A 17,120-nucleotide genomic window follows, 5' to 3' on the forward strand; every position below is an offset into this window, starting at 1 on the left:
AATCAGTGGGTATTGGCCATGGCTTGTTCAGCCTCCGTTTTCATACCGAATTTACGCATCAGCATGCTGGCAGGACAAAAGCCGGTAAAAGCACTTTGGAATAGGTTAGCGCCAACAAACAGAGTTAGCCATACAAAATTGTGATGGACAGTGGCGGTTAACAGTAATGACAACATCACCATAAATCCGGCAAAGGCCATAGTGGCACGTTCTACAGACATTTTAAGCTCCTTTGGCCGCCTGGGCCTGGTTGATCACTGAGTCGATGCGCTTGCGCATCAGGGCATAGTAAAGTACCGGGATCACCACCAGCGTTAGCAGGGTGGAGATCAGGATCCCGAAGATAAGGCTGATGGCCAGACCGTTGAAGATCGGGTCATCCAGAATAAACATGGCGCCTATCATGGCCGCGAGGGCGGTGAGCATAATAGGTTTGGCCCGCACGGCGCCCGAGTGAATGACCGCCTGTTCAAATGGCACTCCTGCAGCGGTTTCCTGGTTGATAAAGTCCACCAAGAGTATGGAGTTACGCACTATGATCCCCGCCAGCGCTATCATGCCTATCATGGAGGTGGCGGTGAACTGGGCGCCGAGCAAGGCGTGCCCCGGCATGACCCCGATAATGGTCAAGGGGATAGGCGCCATGATAATCAGCGGTACCAGATAGGAACGGAAGTGGGCCACCACCAGGAGATAGATGGCAATCATGCCAACCCCATAGGCCAGGCCCATATCACGGAAGGTTTCATAGGTTATCTTCCATTCGCCATCCCAGAGTACGCTGATGGCATCCAGGCCATCGGGTTGGCTGAAATAGTGCTGGTTGAAACCAAGGCCACCTTCTGAGTCGATATCCGCCGCCATTTCAAACATGCCGTACAGTGGGCTGTCGAGTGGCCCGGCCATGTCGGCAATCACCATGATCATCGGGATCATGTTCTTGTGAATGATGGGCGCGTCTATCTGTCCTTTGCGGATTGTCACCAATTCGGCCACGGGCACAGTGCCGCCATGGAGGCTGTCGAGGCGTAAGTTAAGCACTGAAGTCAAATCCAGTTTGTCGGCCTCAGGTAGTTCCAGGCGAATTGGCACTGGGCGTTTCTGCATCGGTTTATGCAGCACATTGATATCCTTGCCGCCGACAGCGGTGGCCACCAGATCCACTATGTTGGCGTAGGGTACGCCCAGCAGACTGGCCTTGCTGCGATCGATAAGCACCTGCCATTTCTGTTGTGCCGCCGGCAGGAAGATATCGATATCCACTACATCCTCGGTCGCCTGGAACAGGGACTGCAGCTCCCTGGCCGCCTGCTGGCGAATATCCTGGCTGGGGCCATAGACCTCGGCCACAATCGGCGACCACACTGGCGGGCCGGGGGGCACTTCCACCACTTTGACATTGGCGTTGAAGCCCCGGGCGATTTGCTGCAGCGGGCCGCGCACCGCCAGGGCTATGCTGTGGCTGTCTCTGTCCCTGTGCTGTTTATCACTGAGATTGACCTGAATATCGCCAAGCTCCTGACTGTTGCGGACAAAGTAATGCCTGACCAGGCCGTTGAAGTTAATCGGGGCATGGGTGCCGGCATAGAGCTGCAGATGCTGCACTTCGGGTACAGTCACCAGATAATCGGACAAGGCCTTGAGGACTTTTTCTGTCTGCTCCACCGGCGTGCCTTCCGGCATATCCACCATCACCTGGAATTCGCTCTTGTTGTCGAAGGGCAACATCTTGAGCACCACCAACTGGCCAACGGGCAGGGCAACAGCCATGCCTATCAGCACAAACACGCCGGCGGCCATGCCTACTCGGGCCTTGCGGCTCTCGAGGAATGGCTTGATAAGCCGGGTAAACAGCTTGAGCATTACAGGGCTGGCATTGTCGCTATGTCCCTCGCCACCCTTGTGTCTGAGCAGTTTGTGGCTGAGCCAGGGGGTGACCACAAAGGCCACCGCCAGGGAGATTAACATGCCCATGCTGGCGTTGATGGGAATAGGGCTCATATAGGGGCCCATCAGCCCAGAGACAAAGGCCATCGGCAGCAATGCCGCAATAACGGTAAAGGTCGCCAGAATGGTGGGGCCACCCACTTCATCCACGGCGGCGGGAATGAGCTCACTCAGGCTGCGTTTGCCCATGGCCATATGACGGTGGATGTTCTCCACCACCACTATGGCATCGTCCACCAAAATACCTATGGAGAAGATCAGTGCAAACAGGGATACCCGGTTGAGGGTAAAGCCCCAGGCCCAGGAGGCGAAAAGGGTAATCGCCAGGGTAATGACAATCGCCACACCCACCACCAGTGCCTCGCGCATTCCCATGGTGAACACCACCAGGATAACCACAGCGGCGGTAGCAAAGATCAACTTGAAGATCAGAGTGTTGGACTTGTCAGCCGCCGTCACGCCATAGTTGCGTGACACAGTGACATTGACATTGTCCGGAATAAGCAGGTTACGGCTCTTTTCCACCTTGGCAAGGATTGCATCGGCAACATCCACGGCGTTTTCACCCGGTTGTTTGCCTATGGCTATGGTCACTGCCGGGAAGACGCCTTTAGCTTCTGCTTCGGCGCTGTGACCGTTTTGATGCCAGGCGCCATAGAGGGGGACATCGGCCTTGAGGCTGATATCGGCAATATCACTGAGGAACACTGGGGCGGCTTTGCCTTGGCTGTCATTGTGCACCGCGACCACCAGTTGCTGCACATCCTCCAGCGAACGCAGGAACTGGCCGGTCTGCACCTTGATCTCCTGGTTATCCTGCACCAGAGACACGGGCATGGAGACCGCATTGTTGGCGCCGAGCGCCCGGTTGATGGCATCGAAGCTGACACCATAAAAACTCATTTTGGCCGGATTGATGCGCACATTGAGCACCAACTCATGGGATCCCATGGACTCGACATCTCGGGTGCCGGGAATGCGCTTGAGTTCGGTTTCGAGCCCATGGGCCACATGAGTCAGTTGCTGAGCCGAGACATTGGGATCTTCTGACCAGAGAGTCAGGCTGACAATGGGCACATCGTCTATGCCCATGGGTTTTATCAAGGGATCGCCCACACCCGCGGCTCTTGGCAGCTTGTCCAGGTTGGAATAGATTTGATTGTAGAGTTTGACTATCGCCTCGTTGCGGGGCACACCCACCTCAAAGATGACGATGATCATTGCGCCATCGGGCTGCGAGAAGGAGTAGAGGGTATCTATGCCTTTTATCTGCGAGATCACTTCTTCTGCCGGCAGGGTAACCAACTGCTCGACCTCGGTCGGTGTGGCGCCGGGGAAGGGGATAAACACATCGGCAAAGGTCACATCTATCTGAGGTTCTTCCTCCTTGGGAGTGACCATAATGGCAAACATCCCCAGCAACAAGCCCAGCAGGGCCAGGAGCGGCGTAATGGCACTGAGCTGGAAACTGGCGGCAATGCGGCCGGAGATGCCGGTGTTATTTTCGCTGTGATTAGCCATGAGTTCCCCTTACTTGGCCTGGCGCTGCTCGAGCAGCAACTGGTAGGCGTTGGCGGCGACTATGTCTCCGGCTTCGAGTCCTGCCAGTATGGTCACGCCATCGTCACGCACATCTCCCAGGCGTACCTGTTGCAGGACAAAGTTATCGCCGCGCTTGAGGTAGACGGCCGACAGCTCATTGACGCTGTAAAGCGCTTCTTTGGGCAGCACTATCTCCTGGCGCTTGTCTATGGCAAAGCGCACCTTTACGAAACTGCCGGGCAATAGATCGTCTGTGTTGGTCGGCAGTGGCAGTCTCACCTGAAAGGCGCGGCTCTGCTCATCACTGAAACCAAAGACCTTGGGGGTAGTGACATCAAAACTGCGGCCATCGGCTAGGATAACCGTCATCTTGTCTGTGGCTTTAGCGGCCTGAAGAAAACGCTGCGGCAGCTGCATCACCACCCGCATCTCATCGTCGGCAAAACCGGACAGGAGCGGCTGACCGGGAGCGACTGTTTCTCCCTCTTCCACATGCCTGGCCGTGACTATGCCAGCATATGGCGCGCTGACGACTGTGTATTTCAGTGATTCTTTTGCCTGAATGATCCTCGCCTTGGCGGCGCTGGCCGCCTGGGAGGCTGACTTGGCATTGGCTATGGCCTGATCCATTTGGCCGCGGGAAATCGCGCCCTTGGGAAACAGTTCCTGATAGCGCTTGAGCGTCAGCTGCGCTTCGGTATCCAAGGCTCTGGCTCTGGCGTATTCCGCCTCGGCCGCCGCCAGGGACGCGCCTTGCTCTTCACTGGTGATCTCCAGCAGCGCCGCCCCGGCGGGGACTCGGTCGTTGACATCATAGTAAAGCTTGAGGATCCGTCCCGAGGTCTGGGCCGACACGGTTGCGGCCTTGACCGCCTCGAGCCTGCCATCCAGGGTCAGCAATTGGGAGTGCTCTGTCTGGCGGACAGTCACTGTGGCCGGCTCGGCTGCCTTAACCGGTTGAATGAGCAGCAGCGCGGGCAGTAACAGGGTCAATACTGGCGTTATTCTGGGCATGGAACTGTTCTCAAAAAAACATCTATGAGAAAATTCTAATGAATAAGGTGGTCGCCTGCAACTATTATTAGAAAAATATGATTAAATAAGAGGTGGCTTGAGTAACTGACTAGACCTTGAATACCCAGGCCAGAATATACACAGCCAGAATACAGATACGAAAACAGGCGGCCTTGGCCACCTGCTTATATTGAAAAATCCGTTTCAGGTTTGCGCTTCAAAAGTTCAGTCGTTGAGATAGTAGGTGAGGGTAGAGACGATTCGCACCTTCTTGATGTAAGGCGTATTACTGTCGCGATCGGAAATGGTGAAGGTGCCCTGGCTGGCTTGTTTGATCTTCCCAAGTACCGAGTCTGAATCTTTGGCAAACTTCTCGGCCACTTCACGGGCATTTTGGGTAGCCTCCTGCACCATGGCCGGCTTGATACTGTTGAGTTCGGTAAACAGGAATTCGGTGCGACTGTCATAGTCCTGACTGGCGATGGCTATGCCTTCTTTGGCCAGGGCCAGCAGCTTGTTACGGCTCTCAAGTAGCAGATCCACCTGGTGAGTATAAAGCGAGACTGTTACCCGGGCTGCGTAGCGATACTTAACATTGGGATCGACATAACCCTGGGCTTGCCTGTCTTCTATGGAAGGCAGAGAAACAGAGATTTCATCCTTGTTGAAACCTTGCTGTTCAAGAAAAACTACCACTTTATCTGTCTTTTGCTGCACCGTCTGATACAAGGTGTTGAGATCGTTATCCACTTCATTGAAGCGAATCGGCCAGATGGCGACGTTGGCCTTGACCTCGCGTTCAGCCAGACCTTTGACCGCCACGGTTCGCTCCATACCTTTCATTGCCAGCAGGCTGTTTCCAATACTGGTGCCAAGCAGCAGTAAACCGGCGCAAATAAAACCCCCAAGCAACAGGGCCGCCAGAGAATAATTTTTGCTCATTTCAAAATTCTTTATGTGATATAGGGAAGGTACAAAGTACGCTTGATATCCGGCCCTGTAAGTCAGCCTATACAGCGCAATTTACACCTTCCATAAGATAACCAAGCCTTGGTGAGAATGCATCTATGAGTTTGAATGCTGCCTGAACAACTTGCTGTTAATCAACAAAAAACCGCCCAGAAGGGCGGCCTTGTCAGCTTAAATTTGTCGGAGTTTTGGCTCAGAACTGATAGCTGTACTGCACTGAGTAGTACATGGCTTCTGATTTGGTAATGGCGTTAACCGGGCCAACTACTGCACTGTTTTCTACCAACTCAACCTCTTCACCTTTAACAAAGGCCATGCCGAAGTCGATGGTTTGATGTTGGTTGATGTGGTAGCTCAGGCCAGCGGTGAACCATTGACGGTCAGAGTCTGGGATGGAGATAGAGCTGATTTCATCAACCACACCATTGTCGAACATGTAACCGGCGCGAACAGTGAACTGCTCATTGATGTCGTAGGTTCCGCCCACACTCATCAGCCAGGAGTTTTTCCACTGGTACTGCTTCAGGGGGGCGTTTACATTGTTGGCAATTACAGTACCTGTACCATAAATGCTGCTGACACCATCTTTGGCAGTAATTTGATCGAAGTTGCCCCAACGGGTGTATTGAGCCGTATAATGAACCGCAAAGTTTTCGGTTAACTGGTGGAAACCGGCCAACTGGAAGATATCGGCCAAAGGCACTTCCAGCTCATCAAACAGGGTTGAAGCAAAACTGTTTGTTTGGCCTGGTAAAGGTGTCAGTGTCGCAATATGACCACTCACATCGACATTGGGGCTGTAACGGTAGCTCAGGCCAAAACGGTTGTTCTCATTCAGCTCAAGCGTGGCACCAACAATACCGCCAATACCCCAACCATCGGCATCCACATCGACCAATGGCATTTGATTGTAATAGCGATCCAGGTTGCCTTCGCCATAAACCAAATCCAGTCCGACGCCCAAACTCAGCATATCATTGATGCGGTAAGACACGCTGGTGTTGAAGTTGATGGTGGTTACTTCGGTATTACCTATCAGATCATAGGGAGCCGCCACTGTCTTGCTATTGACCAATGATGCGCTGTCTGTACCGGTACCGAAGTTGGAAAAGGCCGCAAAACCAACAGCCCATTTATCGTTCAAAGGCTGGATGTAATAGATGTTGGGGATCCATTTGACGCTGCCGGCATCATCAATTCCACCCAGATCCACCTGGCCACCCATAAAGTTAACGTCTTTGATATCTACCTGGACGTCAACAGTGGTGACACCAACCGATATAGCGGCTTTGTCAAACAGTGCCATGGCGGCAGGGTTACGGGATAACACGGATGCGTTATCGGCGATCACGGCATCACCGGCAAAGGCGCGGCCGATACCTGTGGCAGATTGGCTGTTGAGTTGGAAACCGGCTGCCAGAGATTGGCCACTGATCAGCGCGACAGAAACTGCGATAAGAGTCTTGTTGAAATACTTCATTATTATCTTCTCTTTTATGTTTGCAGGTTGGCTGTCAGTCTTTAATACCCCACAGGCACCCGCTTATTAGTCCAGTGCATCTTATGGATGCTCCAGAGTGTCAACAACTCCGACCAGATGTGAAAATTTGTAATATTTTGGTTAATTTCTGCAAATGTGCTGCGAACGTGCGACGAACCTCCAAGTAGCTACTTGGCAGGAAAAGCAGTGATAACTGTGTTTTAAGTGTTTGAAGACCGGCACTGACAGTGTTGCCAAGCTGTAAAAATCAGAGACACAATAAATTACAAACTGCTGGCGAGTTTGGCGTACAAGTGTACGCCAAACGATGGCGGCGGTATAAAAACCGTGGTTAGAGGCTTTGTTCGAAGCGATTGAATTGCGCCTCTGTGACCTCGGATGGTGGTGATAGAAGGCTTACCACAACCCCGGCCAGGGTGGCCAGAATGAATCCGGGTAATATTTCATAAAGGGCGAAGATACCGCTTTCCAATTGCTTCCAGATGATTACTGTCAAGCCGCCGACTAGAATGGTGGCAATGGCGCCGTTGCGGCTGTAGCCACGCCAAAACAGCGACAGGATCACTACAGGGCCGAAGGCGGCACCGAAACCGGCCCAGGCATAGCTCACCAGACCCAGCACACTGGCTTCCCGATCCAGGGCAACAACCACTGAGATAATGGCAATGGCCAACACGCCGATACGACCGACCAACATCAGCTCCTTGCTTGAAGCCTCGGGCCTGAGCCACTTACGGTAGAAATCTTCGGTGATCACGCTGGAACACACCAGCAATTGCGAGTCTATGGTGCTCATGATGGCCGACAAGATAGCGGCGATAAGCAGACCACCTATCCAGGGGTTAAAGGCGACCTGAGTCAGATGGATAAACACAGTTTCCGGATTCTTGAGCGGCTCATCGGCAAAGTAGAGCGCGCCGGCAATACCGGTCGCCAGGGCGCCGATCAGGGAGACAAACATCCAGCTCATGGCGATGCGGCGCGAAACCGGCAGATCCTTGACACTGTTAATCGCCATAAAGCGCGACAGAATATGGGGCTGACCAAAGTAACCCAGCCCCCAGGCCAGTGCCGACAGCAGGCCTATCAGACTTAGCTTATCGCTCCATAACGACAGCATAGCCGGGTCCAGGGCATCCAGACTTTGGTGACTCTCGGGTTGGGTAAACATGCTGACCGGGACTATCAGCAGGGCTATCAACATCAAGCAGCCCTGGAAGAAGTCTGTCCAGCTGACGGCAAAAAAACCGCCGACAAAGGTATAGGCCACTATCACTGTGGAGCCTATCAAGAGTGCTGTTAGGTAATCGAAGCCGAAGACATTGCTGAACAGCACAGCGCCACCAACCATGCCGGAGGAGGCGTAAAAGGTGAAAAACAGCAATATGGTGACGGCAGAAACCAGTTTCAGGAGGCCGCCCTTATCGTTAAAGCGCTTCTCAAAAAAGTCCGGCAGGGTGAGGGCATTATCTGCCATTTGGGTATAGATCCGCAGGCGTTTGGCCACCAAAAGCCAGTTGAGCCAGGCGCCCAGTAACAGGCCTATTCCCATCCAGGCTTCGCCCAAACCGCCAAGATAGACGGCGCCGGGCAAACCCAGCAGCAGCCAACCGGACATGTCGGAGGCGCCGACACTGAGAGCGGTCACCGCCGGGCCCATCTTGCGGCCACCGAGAATATAATCATCGACCGAATCGGTCGCCTTGTAGGCCCAAAGACCTATCCCCATCATCAGAGCCAAATAGCCCAGAAAAGTAATCATTACCGGGGTTTCAATATGCATGCTGGTTTACACTTTTGTGTTGTTGTTTGGCGCGGATACTAGCAAAAGTTTGCCAAAGCGCCCATTGTTGACGGACTATGTGAAGCAGATCTGACCAGTCCCTGAGAAGATGATCCGGAAAGTTTGCAGTGGTGAGTGTTAATTTACTCAAAAAAAGGTGAGCTTAATTGGCTGAATCTTCACTAGAATTTAAACTTGTGGCTCATATTGACTTGTTTAAGGGCAAAGAGGGGCCCTTGGAGCGCGGATACCGGCGTCAGGCTTTTTATATTGCAATTGTTGTATCTGCAATTTGTGCTTTTTGGAATTATGCTCTGCCGCGGTACGGATCTGCCAGAGATGCAAATCTTCGGCGAAAGATAATATAAGGAGTATGCCTATGGCACTGCCTCTCCTATGGCTCGGGTCTGCAGCCCTCGGCGCCGTTTGGCTTGCCGATGAACAGCAGAAGCGTAAGAAGATCGCCCAGAATCGAGTACTCATGGATATGTCGGTACAGCGAGTCAAGGGGCGGGCGCGGCTGACACCCAGTGAATGGTTTCACAGTCAGAGTGTCAAACAAGTGCAGCCCGGGATGCTGGTGTGCTGCCACGTATTCGGGATTATTGAACACACAGGTATCTGGCTCGGTGACGGCACGTTGGCCGAGCTCCACGGCAGCGGCCTTGTGAGGCCAGTGTCGGTGAGGCGTTTTCTCGCCGGTCGCAGCGGCAGCAAGGTGTTTGTCGCCTGCGATCATCAAAGAATGCCCTTGGTCAGTGAACAAGCGCTGGCACGCGCCGGCGAGAGCCTGTTTCAATATCGGGATTACGACCTGTTTGACAATAACTGCCACAGGTACGTGTGGCACTGTATCAGCGGTAAGCCGCAAAGGGTGAGCAGTTTTTTGCGGCTCAATCAGCTGTTGGAAGACTTCTTCGGTCAGGGCGTTTATTGGGATCAACTGCCGCTGGAATCTTTTGGGGACGAGTGAAGATGATAGTCACCGCAAGGGCGCTTAAACGTTAACCAAGAATTGTCTTGAGTGGATCGCTATTCATGCAACTTAATCGCTTTGAAAAATCGATAGTCAGGCATCCGCTGCGGTTGTGGCTGCAAAGACAGCTGGAGCGGCGGATGTTGTTGAAGTTGTTTGCCAAGCCTTTACCGGCTTTTAGTTGTGCCTTGGAGATAGGTTGCGGCTTTGGTGAGGGAATAGCTCTTATGCGTCAGGAGCTGGGGGCAAAAGAAGTGTGGGCGCTCGATTTTGATCTCGATATGGTCAGCCACTGCGCCGGGCGGTATTTGGAGCAAAACTGGCTGCATCTGTGCCAGGGCGATGGCAGCGCCTTGCCCTTTGCCGATAGCCAGTTTGACCTTGTGGTTGATTTTGCCGCCTTTCATCATATTCCGGATTGGCAACAGGCGGTGGCCGAAGTACACAGAGTGTTACGCTCAGGCGGCTATTTCGTCATGGAAGAGCTTTATCGCGCCGCCATCTGTAATCCCTTGAGTCGGCGTCTGTTTGAGCATCCCCAGGAAAATCGTTTCAATCACGCTGAACTTTTGGCTGTTGTTGAAGATAGCGGCAACTTTGAGATTGTCCGTCAACACCAACTGCCGGCGCTGGCGGGCATCATTCTGGCCCGTAAAACCTTCGGCAAAGCATGAACGGGATAATGACGGGTAACCAGAGGGCGTACGCGGGCTTTTGCTGTAGTCCAGCTTAACCCTTTGAAGGAAGATGCGTTTTACCCTCCTCCTTTGCAACCTATATAACTGTAGCCAAGTGCATATCATTTAAGACAATTTAGCTTAAATTTGCCCTGAAGCATGGTTTGTTGCGCCCCTTTACCACTATAATCGACGTCATATTCAGCAGTAGAATTGGACAAGTAGTTGTTATGGCAAATGTATTGGAATCTGTAGATCAACGAACCCAACTCGTCGGTGAGAATCGGCTGGAGTTATTGCTGTTCAGGATCAGTTCGACCCAGCTGTTTGCCATCAATGTTTTCAAAGTTAAAGAGGTAGTAAAACTGCCGGAGCTTTCGGCCATGCCAGGCAGCCACCCTGCCATCAGCGGCGTCGCCAATATCCGTGGTGTTTCGATTCCCGTTATCAACTTGCGCAGTGCCATAGGTTTCTCACCCATGCCTGTGGGCGAAGACGCCAACCTTATCATCACAGAATACAACCGCAGTGTGCAGGGTTTTCTGGTGGGCAAGGTTGAGCATATAGTCAACATGACCTGGGGCGATATCATGCCACCGCCGAAAACCGCCGGCCGCAATCATTACCTTACAGCTATCACTCGGATGGAAACCCAGGGTAAAACTGAGTTGGTGTCCATTATCGATGTGGAAAAGGTGTTGGCGGAAATCATCCACTATGACGTGCGTCTCTCAGAAGGTGTGTTGGATGAGTCCTTGGTGGCCAAGATGCCGGGACACAAGATTTTAATTGTCGACGATTCGCCCACCGCCAGACGCCAGGTTCGCGATACTTTGGGACAGTTGGGGCTTGAAGTGATTGAACGCAGCGATGGGCGCGAGGCGCTGACGCTGCTCAAGTCCTGGTGCGATCAGGGGCTCAAGGTGACAGATCAGATTTTGATGATGATCACCGACGCTGAAATGCCCGAAATGGACGGTTACCGTTTGACTTATGAGGTGCGCAACGACAAGCGGATGGCCGATCTCTTTATTACCCTCAATACTTCCCTCAGCGGCAGTTTCAATAAGGCGATGGTGGAAAAGGTGGGTTGCGATCGTTTTATTTCCAAGTTCCAGCCGGATCTGCTGGTGGAAGCCGTACAGGACAGAATTCGCCAGCTGGGCTGATTAACGGCTGTTTTCCTGCTCTAGCTCGCGGATAAGTTGCTTCTTGGTGCGTTTGTCCGCGGCAATGTTAAGCCTGGCCAGGCGCACGGCAAAGGCAAATCTGTCGCGGCCGCAGATGGCGGTCAGTGCCTGCAGAAAGTCTTTGTCCAGCGCAAAATTTTTGGCGTAGTGCTCTATGGCGGCAAACACAGAGCTGTAGTGTAAGCCATCGAAGTCAAACCCGGTATTTGGCGTCTCGTCGCTCAGCGGAACGCCTTCAATACACAGGGACCAACCCTTGGCATTGATCCTGTCTCTGGCCACTTCATACATAAACCAGGCGCTGCGTTTAAAGCCGCCAAGAATTTTGCAGGAAAACTCCGATTCTTCCAGCTCTTCACGGGTCCAATTCAGCCCTATGGCCAGATGTTTGGCGTAGCGCTTCATCAGCGCATCTTTAACCGCAATACGGCACTCGTATATCGAGGTGAGAGTATGTTGGCGGGCCAGCGTCAGGCACTCCTTACAGGCGGGCACGCTCAGTGAGGCATGTTCTGCATGGGGGGAGGCTCTAAAGGCAAAAACGTGTTCGCAGGGCTCGGCACAAAACCAGCAGCTGTGACGGCAATTAAAGGGGATGTCGACCAAGGGACAGGGCATAGGGTTGTGCAGATGTTGCTCTGAGTCTTAAAAGAAGTCGGGAGCCTTGGTGACTCCCGACCGGGTAAAGCTTATTCGGCTTCCACGTCCACCAGGAACTTGGCCAGCTCTACCGGCTCAACTTCGGGACATTCCTGCTCGGCGCGCCAATCGATACCAATCAATACGCCATCTTCGTTGAGATCTTCAATCCAGAACTCCAGTAACTCCTCCAATGGAATCGCCACCGGTGCGAAGTTGACCCACTCCTCGGTGCAATGGCTTTGGGCCACTGCCTGATCAGACCATAAAGGCATGACATCTGTGTCTTCATATTCGCTGGAGTCACACACCACCCAGCCTTCGCCGGAGTCGTCCTGCAAGCCCCACACCTGCTGGTGCTCTTTGACGTTATCGATAAATTGGCTCAGTGCCGGCGCTAAATCAGTCATGATCTCTCTCTTGAGCAAGGGTTAGTGGCGCCATTATACGGCATAAGCACTGGAGTCCAAGTGAATCTTAACCTCAGATGAACAAACAGGAATAAATGCTTAAAAATCGGCTCAACGACAGGGAATTATGCCTGTGGGGCTTAAAAAACGCTGTGCGACTGGTTAGGATGGAGCTCGATGGGGTGTTTAATTTTTTAAGGAGTCGGAAGGTGTTCAGAGTTTTATCCTGGTTTCCCCTGCTGTTGGCCACGCAAACGCTGGCAGCCCCCCAGAATGAGGATCCTGTAGAAGCCCTGATAAAGGCCGGGGAAGCGGCTTTTCCTCAGTGTATTGTGGAGTTGCAGGACAAGGCCCTTAACGAGGGCATCAGTCAACAGACCATCGACTCACATCTTAAGCCACTGAAGTTTGTACCCAGAGTGATAGAGCTGGATCGCAGTCAGCCCGAGTTTACCCAGACATTTGCCAACTATTTCGATAAACGGGTAACAGATTGGCGGGTTTCCAAGGGCCGGGAACTGCTGGTTGAGCACAAGGTACTGCTGGATAAGCTCAAGCGCGAGTATGGCGTGCCGCCGCAATATCTCTTGTCTTTCTGGGGCATGGAGACCAATTTCGGAGGCTACAAGGGGAAGATGCCTGTGTTGGACTCGCTGGCAACCCTGGCCTGCGACTCCCGCCGTTCGGGTTTCTTTACCCAGGAGTTGATGACAGCGCTGAAGCTGAGCCAGAAATATGGTTTTGCCGCAGCCGATATGCAAGGCTCCTGGGCCGGCGCCATGGGTCACACCCAATTTATGCCCAGTGCCTATGCCAGTTATGCCGTCGATGGTGACGGTGATGGCAAGGCGGATCTCTGGAACAGCATAGATGATGCCCTGACCTCGGCGGCAAACTTTCTTGCTCACCTGGGGTGGCAGCGCAACGAACGCTGGGGCAGGGAGGTTCGCGTACCTGAGTCATTTGATTATCAGCATCTGGGGCAGAAAAAGTCTCTCGCCGACTGGCAGGCGCTGGGATTGACCCAGAGCAATGGCAAGGTGCTGCCACAGGCCCAGATGGAAGCCAGGCTCTATCTGCCCGCCGGGCACGAGGGCCCTGCGTTTCTCGGCTATGATAACTTCCAGGTGATCCAGCGTTGGAACCGCTCTGAGTTTTATGCCATCTCAGTAGGCCATTTGGCCGACAGAATCAGTGGCGCCGGTCGGCTTGCCAAAGCACCGCCGCAGCAAACCCGCTTGAGCCGCGCCCAGATAAAGGCGCTGCAGCAAAAGCTCAATGAGCAGGGGTTTGATGCCGGAAAGCCGGACGGTATTCTCGGGCGTAACTCCCGCGCCAGTTTGCAGGCGTTTCAGCTCAGCAAAGGCTTGGTGGCCGACGGTTTCCCCTCTGCCGAAACCTTTAAAGCCCTGGGACTCTAATTCTGCTAATCAAAATGATTGCCAGTAGCCAAGGGATTGGCTAATGTTAGCTCATAAAGGCGCCAATCAACTGCCCGGATAATGTTGGCAGCAGAAATTGGCGTTTTCCCGCACCGATTAGAACTCAGGGAATGATATGAGCAGCGAGATGAGCAACATAGATAAATTGAGTCACGGCCAGCGACAGCGTCTGGCCTTTATCGATTTCAGTCTGCAGTATTTTGGCCAGGTCAGTCGTCAGGATTTGATTGCCAAGTTTGCCACCGGATTGGCGGCCGCCACCCGCGACTTCAGCCTCTATCGCGAGCTGGCGCCACAGAACCTCAAGCTGATGCACCCCAGTCGTCATTATCAGCGCCAGCATGAATTCAAGCCCTTGTTTCATCACGAGCCCGAAGCCATTCTCTCGGGGCTGGCCCGTGGCTTTGGTGATGGTTTGTCACAGCCCCTGGTGCCCAGCCAGGTCTGTTTCGATGCGGTGCGGCTTATTCATCCGGATACCGAGATTATCGCGGCGCTGATGCGTTCAATTCAGCAAGGGCAGGCGCTGGCGCTGCAATATGTTTCCACCTCAAGCGGTGAAACCCTGCGCGAAATTGTGCCTCATGCCCTGGTCAACAACGGCCAGCGCTGGCATGTACGGGCATTTGACCGACAGCATGGCAAGTTCAACGACTTTGTGGTGACCCGTATCAAGCAGGCCAGAGAACTTGAAGGCTCTCCCTTGCCTAAGGAGCAACCGGCGGCCGACAGCAACTGGTTGACGCCGGTGGAACTGGTGTTGGTTCCCCATCCGAGCCTGAAACACCCGGAGGCGATTATGCTCGACTATCGTATGGAGGATGGCGAGCTCAAGGTGGCCAGCAACGCGGCCTTGGCCGGATATCTGCTGCGCAGCTGGAGTGTGGATTGCTCTGTTAAGCATCAAATTGATGGTGGTGTTTGTCAGTTGGCACTGAAAAACCACCAGGTGCTGGAGCGACTCGAGCATCTGGCGATAGTGCCGGGCGCAGGGCGCTAATCCAAAGCAGTGGAGTGCAGGCGACAGTTTTGTTAAGCTGCGCCGGAATCATGAATACTGAGGACTCAGAATGAGCGTTAAAGAAGATATGGTGGTGCAGTTCAATTACACACTGCGCGATGAAAAGGGTGAAGTGCTGGAAACCAACGAGGGGCACGATCCCATCGCCTATCTGCATGGCCATGACAACATGATGCCTGGAGTCGAGAAAGCCATCGAAGGCAAAGAGATAGGTGCCAAGTTCAGTGTGACCTTGCCTGCCTCTGAAACTTACGGTGAGCGGGTTGAAGGCGCCGAGCAGCGCGTATCGGTAAAACACCTGATGGGCGCCAAAGTATGGAAGCCAGGCATGCGCGCGGTCGTCAATACAGATCAAGGCCAGCGTCAAGTGACTGTGGTCAAGGTGGGCAAGTTTATGGCCACTGTGGACATCAATCACCCATTGGCCGGTCGCGAGCTGACCTTTGATATCGAAGTGGTCTCTGCCCGTGAAGCCACCCATGAAGAGATAGCCCATGGTCATGCCCATGGCGTCGGTGGTCATCACCACTGAGTTTGGCTTTAACTGAATACGCCCGCTTTAGCGGGCGTTTTTGATTGAGAAACCATTTGGAGGAGAGGGGATGAAAATTGACTGCGAGCAGGGGCGATTGCTGCTGAGTCCCAATGAGCTGCAGGTACGCTTGCCGACCATGCAGACAGTGTTGATGGCGCTGAGCGACGATATCCGTTTGCTCAAAGGTCCTTGCATTCTGCTGGCCGATGCCGGCGCCGTGCGTTGGCAGCTGCGGCTCGACTCAGATGAACAGCTCGAGCAACTGGCAGACTTTTACGGTCTGACGCCCGAGTGATTTACTATTCCAGTCTGTGGCGTTGATGGCTGCGCTGATAGTCTAACTCGGGGCCCTTGGGTACGATGCGACTAGGGTTAATCTGCCCATGGCTGTAGTAATAGTGCTGTTTGATATGTTCAAAGTTGACCGTGGCGGCAATGCCGGGGTACTGATACAGATCGCGCAGGTATTGGCTCAGCGCCGGGTAGTCTTCAATGCGGCGTTTATTGGTCTTGAAGTGGCCCACATAGACGGCATCGAAACGGATTAAGGTGGTAAACAAGCGCCAGTCGGCCTCAGTGAGTTGTGAACCTGTGAGAAAGCGGCGTTCACTCAATTGCAACTCCAATCTGTCAAGGGCACTGAACAGCTGCTCAAAGGCCTCTTCATAGGCTTGTTGTGAGGTGGCAAAACCGGCCCGATAAACCCCGTTATTGATATTGGGATAGATGAATTCGTTGAGCGTATCTATCTCCTCTCTAAGATGGGGCGGGTAAAAGTCCAGGTTATTGCCGGTCAGATGATCGAAGGCGGAGTTGAACATACGGATGATTTCCGACGATTCATTGCTGACTATGGTCTGATGATGTTTGTCCCACAGCACAGGTACTGTCACCCGACCGCTGTAATCGGCCGCGGCGAGCTGGTAAATTTGGTAGAGGAATGCTTTGCCAAACAAAGGCTCTTGCTCGGCGCCCTGGATAGGGTGGCCACTCTTGGGGCCCGCCTCTGTGGCAAATTCCCAGCCATTTTCCAACATATGGGGCTCGACTACAGTCACAGAGATCAGCGCTTCCAATCCTTTCACGGCGCGAAATATCAAGGTTCTGTGGGCCCAGGGGCAAGCGAGTGAAACATAGAGATGATAGCGGCCCGGCTCGGCCTTGAATCCACCTTGACCACTGGGGCCCGGACTGCCATCCGGGGTGATCCAGTTTCGTAGCTTTGCATCTTCACGGACGAACTTGCCGCCGTTTTTGTCTGTCTGATACCACAGGTCGACCCATTTGCCCTGCTGCAACAATCCCATTTTTCGCTCCTTTAACCGCTTTGATCTATGGCTCGCATTTCAGTCTAGGTGGTGGTTATTTATGGGTAAAGCGCGAAATACACGTGTTTTTATTCGAATTTTTAGAATGGTACTGGCAAGGAATCTACAGCCTGATATGATGTCGGTCACATTTTTTGCCTATCAAG

General features: G+C 53.3%; 16 protein-coding genes. 7 read left to right on the forward strand and 9 right to left on the reverse strand.

Features of this window, described 5'->3' with window-relative positions:
• Positions 1–2: 2 nt before the first annotated feature.
• The 6 genes from WKR14_RS08575 to putP form a co-directional block, all read right to left on the reverse strand.
• The gene (locus WKR14_RS08575) at positions 3–221 is read right to left on the reverse strand and encodes a DUF2892 domain-containing protein (RefSeq protein WP_335917095.1); all 219 of its coding nucleotides are present in this window, start codon (positions 219–221) and stop codon (positions 3–5) included.
• Between the two features lies 1 nt (position 222).
• Complete coding sequence (locus WKR14_RS08580) at positions 223–3,468, reverse strand: efflux RND transporter permease subunit (protein WP_286995417.1); 3,246 nt, start codon at positions 3,466–3,468, stop codon at positions 223–225.
• 9 nt (positions 3,469–3,477) lie between these two features.
• Positions 3,478–4,503: an efflux RND transporter periplasmic adaptor subunit gene (locus WKR14_RS08585; protein ID WP_248952972.1), complete on the reverse strand. Its 1,026-nt coding sequence runs from the start codon at positions 4,501–4,503 to the stop codon at positions 3,478–3,480.
• Between the two features lie 225 nt (positions 4,504–4,728).
• Positions 4,729–5,445: an SIMPL domain-containing protein gene (locus WKR14_RS08590; protein WP_165564923.1), complete on the reverse strand. Its 717-nt coding sequence runs from the start codon at positions 5,443–5,445 to the stop codon at positions 4,729–4,731.
• A 220-nt stretch (positions 5,446–5,665) separates the two neighbouring features.
• Complete coding sequence (locus WKR14_RS08595) at positions 5,666–6,952, reverse strand: OmpP1/FadL family transporter (protein ID WP_339087633.1); 1,287 nt, start codon at positions 6,950–6,952, stop codon at positions 5,666–5,668.
• Positions 6,953–7,304: 352 nt separating this feature from the next.
• Entirely contained in the window at positions 7,305–8,756 is a 1,452-nt protein-coding gene (gene putP, locus WKR14_RS08600; RefSeq protein WP_101056369.1) for a sodium/proline symporter PutP, read from the reverse strand.
• 379 nt (positions 8,757–9,135) lie between these two features.
• On the opposite strand from putP, the gene WKR14_RS08605 reads away from it, so the two are divergent.
• The 3 genes from WKR14_RS08605 to WKR14_RS08615 all read left to right on the forward strand — a co-directional run bounded on the left by WKR14_RS08605 (position 9,136) and on the right by WKR14_RS08615 (position 11,578).
• Positions 9,136–9,729, forward strand: a complete 594-nt coding sequence (locus WKR14_RS08605; RefSeq protein ID WP_101056368.1) for a hypothetical protein — start codon at positions 9,136–9,138, stop codon at positions 9,727–9,729.
• Between the two features lie 65 nt (positions 9,730–9,794).
• Positions 9,795–10,406, forward strand: a complete 612-nt coding sequence (locus tag WKR14_RS08610) for a class I SAM-dependent methyltransferase (protein ID WP_339087634.1) — start codon at positions 9,795–9,797, stop codon at positions 10,404–10,406.
• Between the two features lie 233 nt (positions 10,407–10,639).
• Positions 10,640–11,578, forward strand: coding sequence for a chemotaxis protein CheV (locus WKR14_RS08615; protein WP_101056366.1), 939 nt, complete (start codon positions 10,640–10,642; stop codon positions 11,576–11,578).
• Here the strand turns inward: WKR14_RS08615 and WKR14_RS08620 are convergent, their stop codons facing one another.
• A complete protein-coding gene (locus WKR14_RS08620) occupies positions 11,579–12,217 on the reverse strand; it encodes a hypothetical protein (RefSeq protein WP_101056365.1) in 639 nt (212 codons plus the stop codon).
• 71 nt (positions 12,218–12,288) lie between these two features.
• Positions 12,289–12,648 (reverse strand): DUF2750 domain-containing protein, encoded by a 360-nt coding sequence (locus WKR14_RS08625; protein WP_101056364.1) that lies wholly within the window; start codon positions 12,646–12,648, stop codon positions 12,289–12,291.
• A 209-nt stretch (positions 12,649–12,857) separates the two neighbouring features.
• Between WKR14_RS08625 and WKR14_RS08630 the strand changes: the two genes are divergently transcribed.
• The 4 genes from WKR14_RS08630 to WKR14_RS08645 all read left to right on the forward strand — a co-directional run bounded on the left by WKR14_RS08630 (position 12,858) and on the right by WKR14_RS08645 (position 15,941).
• The gene (locus tag WKR14_RS08630) at positions 12,858–14,069 is read left to right on the forward strand and encodes a lytic murein transglycosylase (RefSeq protein WP_404830181.1); all 1,212 of its coding nucleotides are present in this window, start codon (positions 12,858–12,860) and stop codon (positions 14,067–14,069) included.
• A 136-nt stretch (positions 14,070–14,205) separates the two neighbouring features.
• Positions 14,206–15,090 (forward strand): WYL domain-containing protein, encoded by an 885-nt coding sequence (locus WKR14_RS08635; protein ID WP_229839795.1) that lies wholly within the window; start codon positions 14,206–14,208, stop codon positions 15,088–15,090.
• Positions 15,091–15,160: 70 nt separating this feature from the next.
• Positions 15,161–15,643 (forward strand): FKBP-type peptidyl-prolyl cis-trans isomerase, encoded by a 483-nt coding sequence (locus WKR14_RS08640; protein WP_071239052.1) that lies wholly within the window; start codon positions 15,161–15,163, stop codon positions 15,641–15,643.
• Positions 15,644–15,713: 70 nt separating this feature from the next.
• Entirely contained in the window at positions 15,714–15,941 is a 228-nt protein-coding gene (locus WKR14_RS08645; RefSeq protein ID WP_335922993.1) for a DUF3389 family protein, read from the forward strand.
• 4 nt (positions 15,942–15,945) lie between these two features.
• Here WKR14_RS08645 and WKR14_RS08650 read toward each other — a convergent pair whose 3' ends face one another.
• A complete protein-coding gene (locus tag WKR14_RS08650; protein ID WP_339087635.1) occupies positions 15,946–16,953 on the reverse strand; it encodes a glutathione S-transferase family protein in 1,008 nt (335 codons plus the stop codon).
• Positions 16,954–17,120 lie beyond the last annotated feature (167 nt).

The sequence above is a fragment of the Shewanella chilikensis genome (assembly GCF_037953065.1).
GTDB lineage: Bacteria > Pseudomonadota > Gammaproteobacteria > Enterobacterales > Shewanellaceae > Shewanella > Shewanella chilikensis.

Excerpts from the sequence above, each read along its gene's own strand:
- WKR14_RS08620 (WP_101056365.1), bottom strand. The coding sequence starts at position 12,217 with ATGCCCTGTCCCTTGGTCGACATCCCCTTTAATTGCCGTCACAGCTGC.
- WKR14_RS08580 (WP_286995417.1), bottom strand. The coding sequence starts at position 3,468 with ATGGCTAATCACAGCGAAAATAACACCGGCATCTCCGGCCGCATTGCC.
- WKR14_RS08650 (WP_339087635.1), bottom strand. The coding sequence starts at position 16,953 with ATGGGATTGTTGCAGCAGGGCAAATGGGTCGACCTGTGGTATCAGACA.
- putP (WP_101056369.1), bottom strand. The coding sequence starts at position 8,756 with ATGCATATTGAAACCCCGGTAATGATTACTTTTCTGGGCTATTTGGCT.
- WKR14_RS08625 (WP_101056364.1), bottom strand. The coding sequence starts at position 12,648 with ATGACTGATTTAGCGCCGGCACTGAGCCAATTTATCGATAACGTCAAA.
- WKR14_RS08645 (WP_335922993.1), top strand. The coding sequence starts at position 15,714 with ATGAAAATTGACTGCGAGCAGGGGCGATTGCTGCTGAGTCCCAATGAG.
- WKR14_RS08610 (WP_339087634.1), top strand. The coding sequence starts at position 9,795 with ATGCAACTTAATCGCTTTGAAAAATCGATAGTCAGGCATCCGCTGCGG.
- WKR14_RS08585 (WP_248952972.1), bottom strand. The coding sequence starts at position 4,503 with ATGCCCAGAATAACGCCAGTATTGACCCTGTTACTGCCCGCGCTGCTG.
- WKR14_RS08635 (WP_229839795.1), top strand. The coding sequence starts at position 14,206 with ATGAGCAGCGAGATGAGCAACATAGATAAATTGAGTCACGGCCAGCGA.
- WKR14_RS08575 (WP_335917095.1), bottom strand. The coding sequence starts at position 221 with ATGTCTGTAGAACGTGCCACTATGGCCTTTGCCGGATTTATGGTGATG.
- WKR14_RS08615 (WP_101056366.1), top strand. The coding sequence starts at position 10,640 with ATGGCAAATGTATTGGAATCTGTAGATCAACGAACCCAACTCGTCGGT.
- WKR14_RS08590 (WP_165564923.1), bottom strand. The coding sequence starts at position 5,445 with ATGAGCAAAAATTATTCTCTGGCGGCCCTGTTGCTTGGGGGTTTTATT.
- WKR14_RS08605 (WP_101056368.1), top strand. The coding sequence starts at position 9,136 with ATGGCACTGCCTCTCCTATGGCTCGGGTCTGCAGCCCTCGGCGCCGTT.
- WKR14_RS08595 (WP_339087633.1), bottom strand. The coding sequence starts at position 6,952 with ATGAAGTATTTCAACAAGACTCTTATCGCAGTTTCTGTCGCGCTGATC.
- WKR14_RS08640 (WP_071239052.1), top strand. The coding sequence starts at position 15,161 with ATGAGCGTTAAAGAAGATATGGTGGTGCAGTTCAATTACACACTGCGC.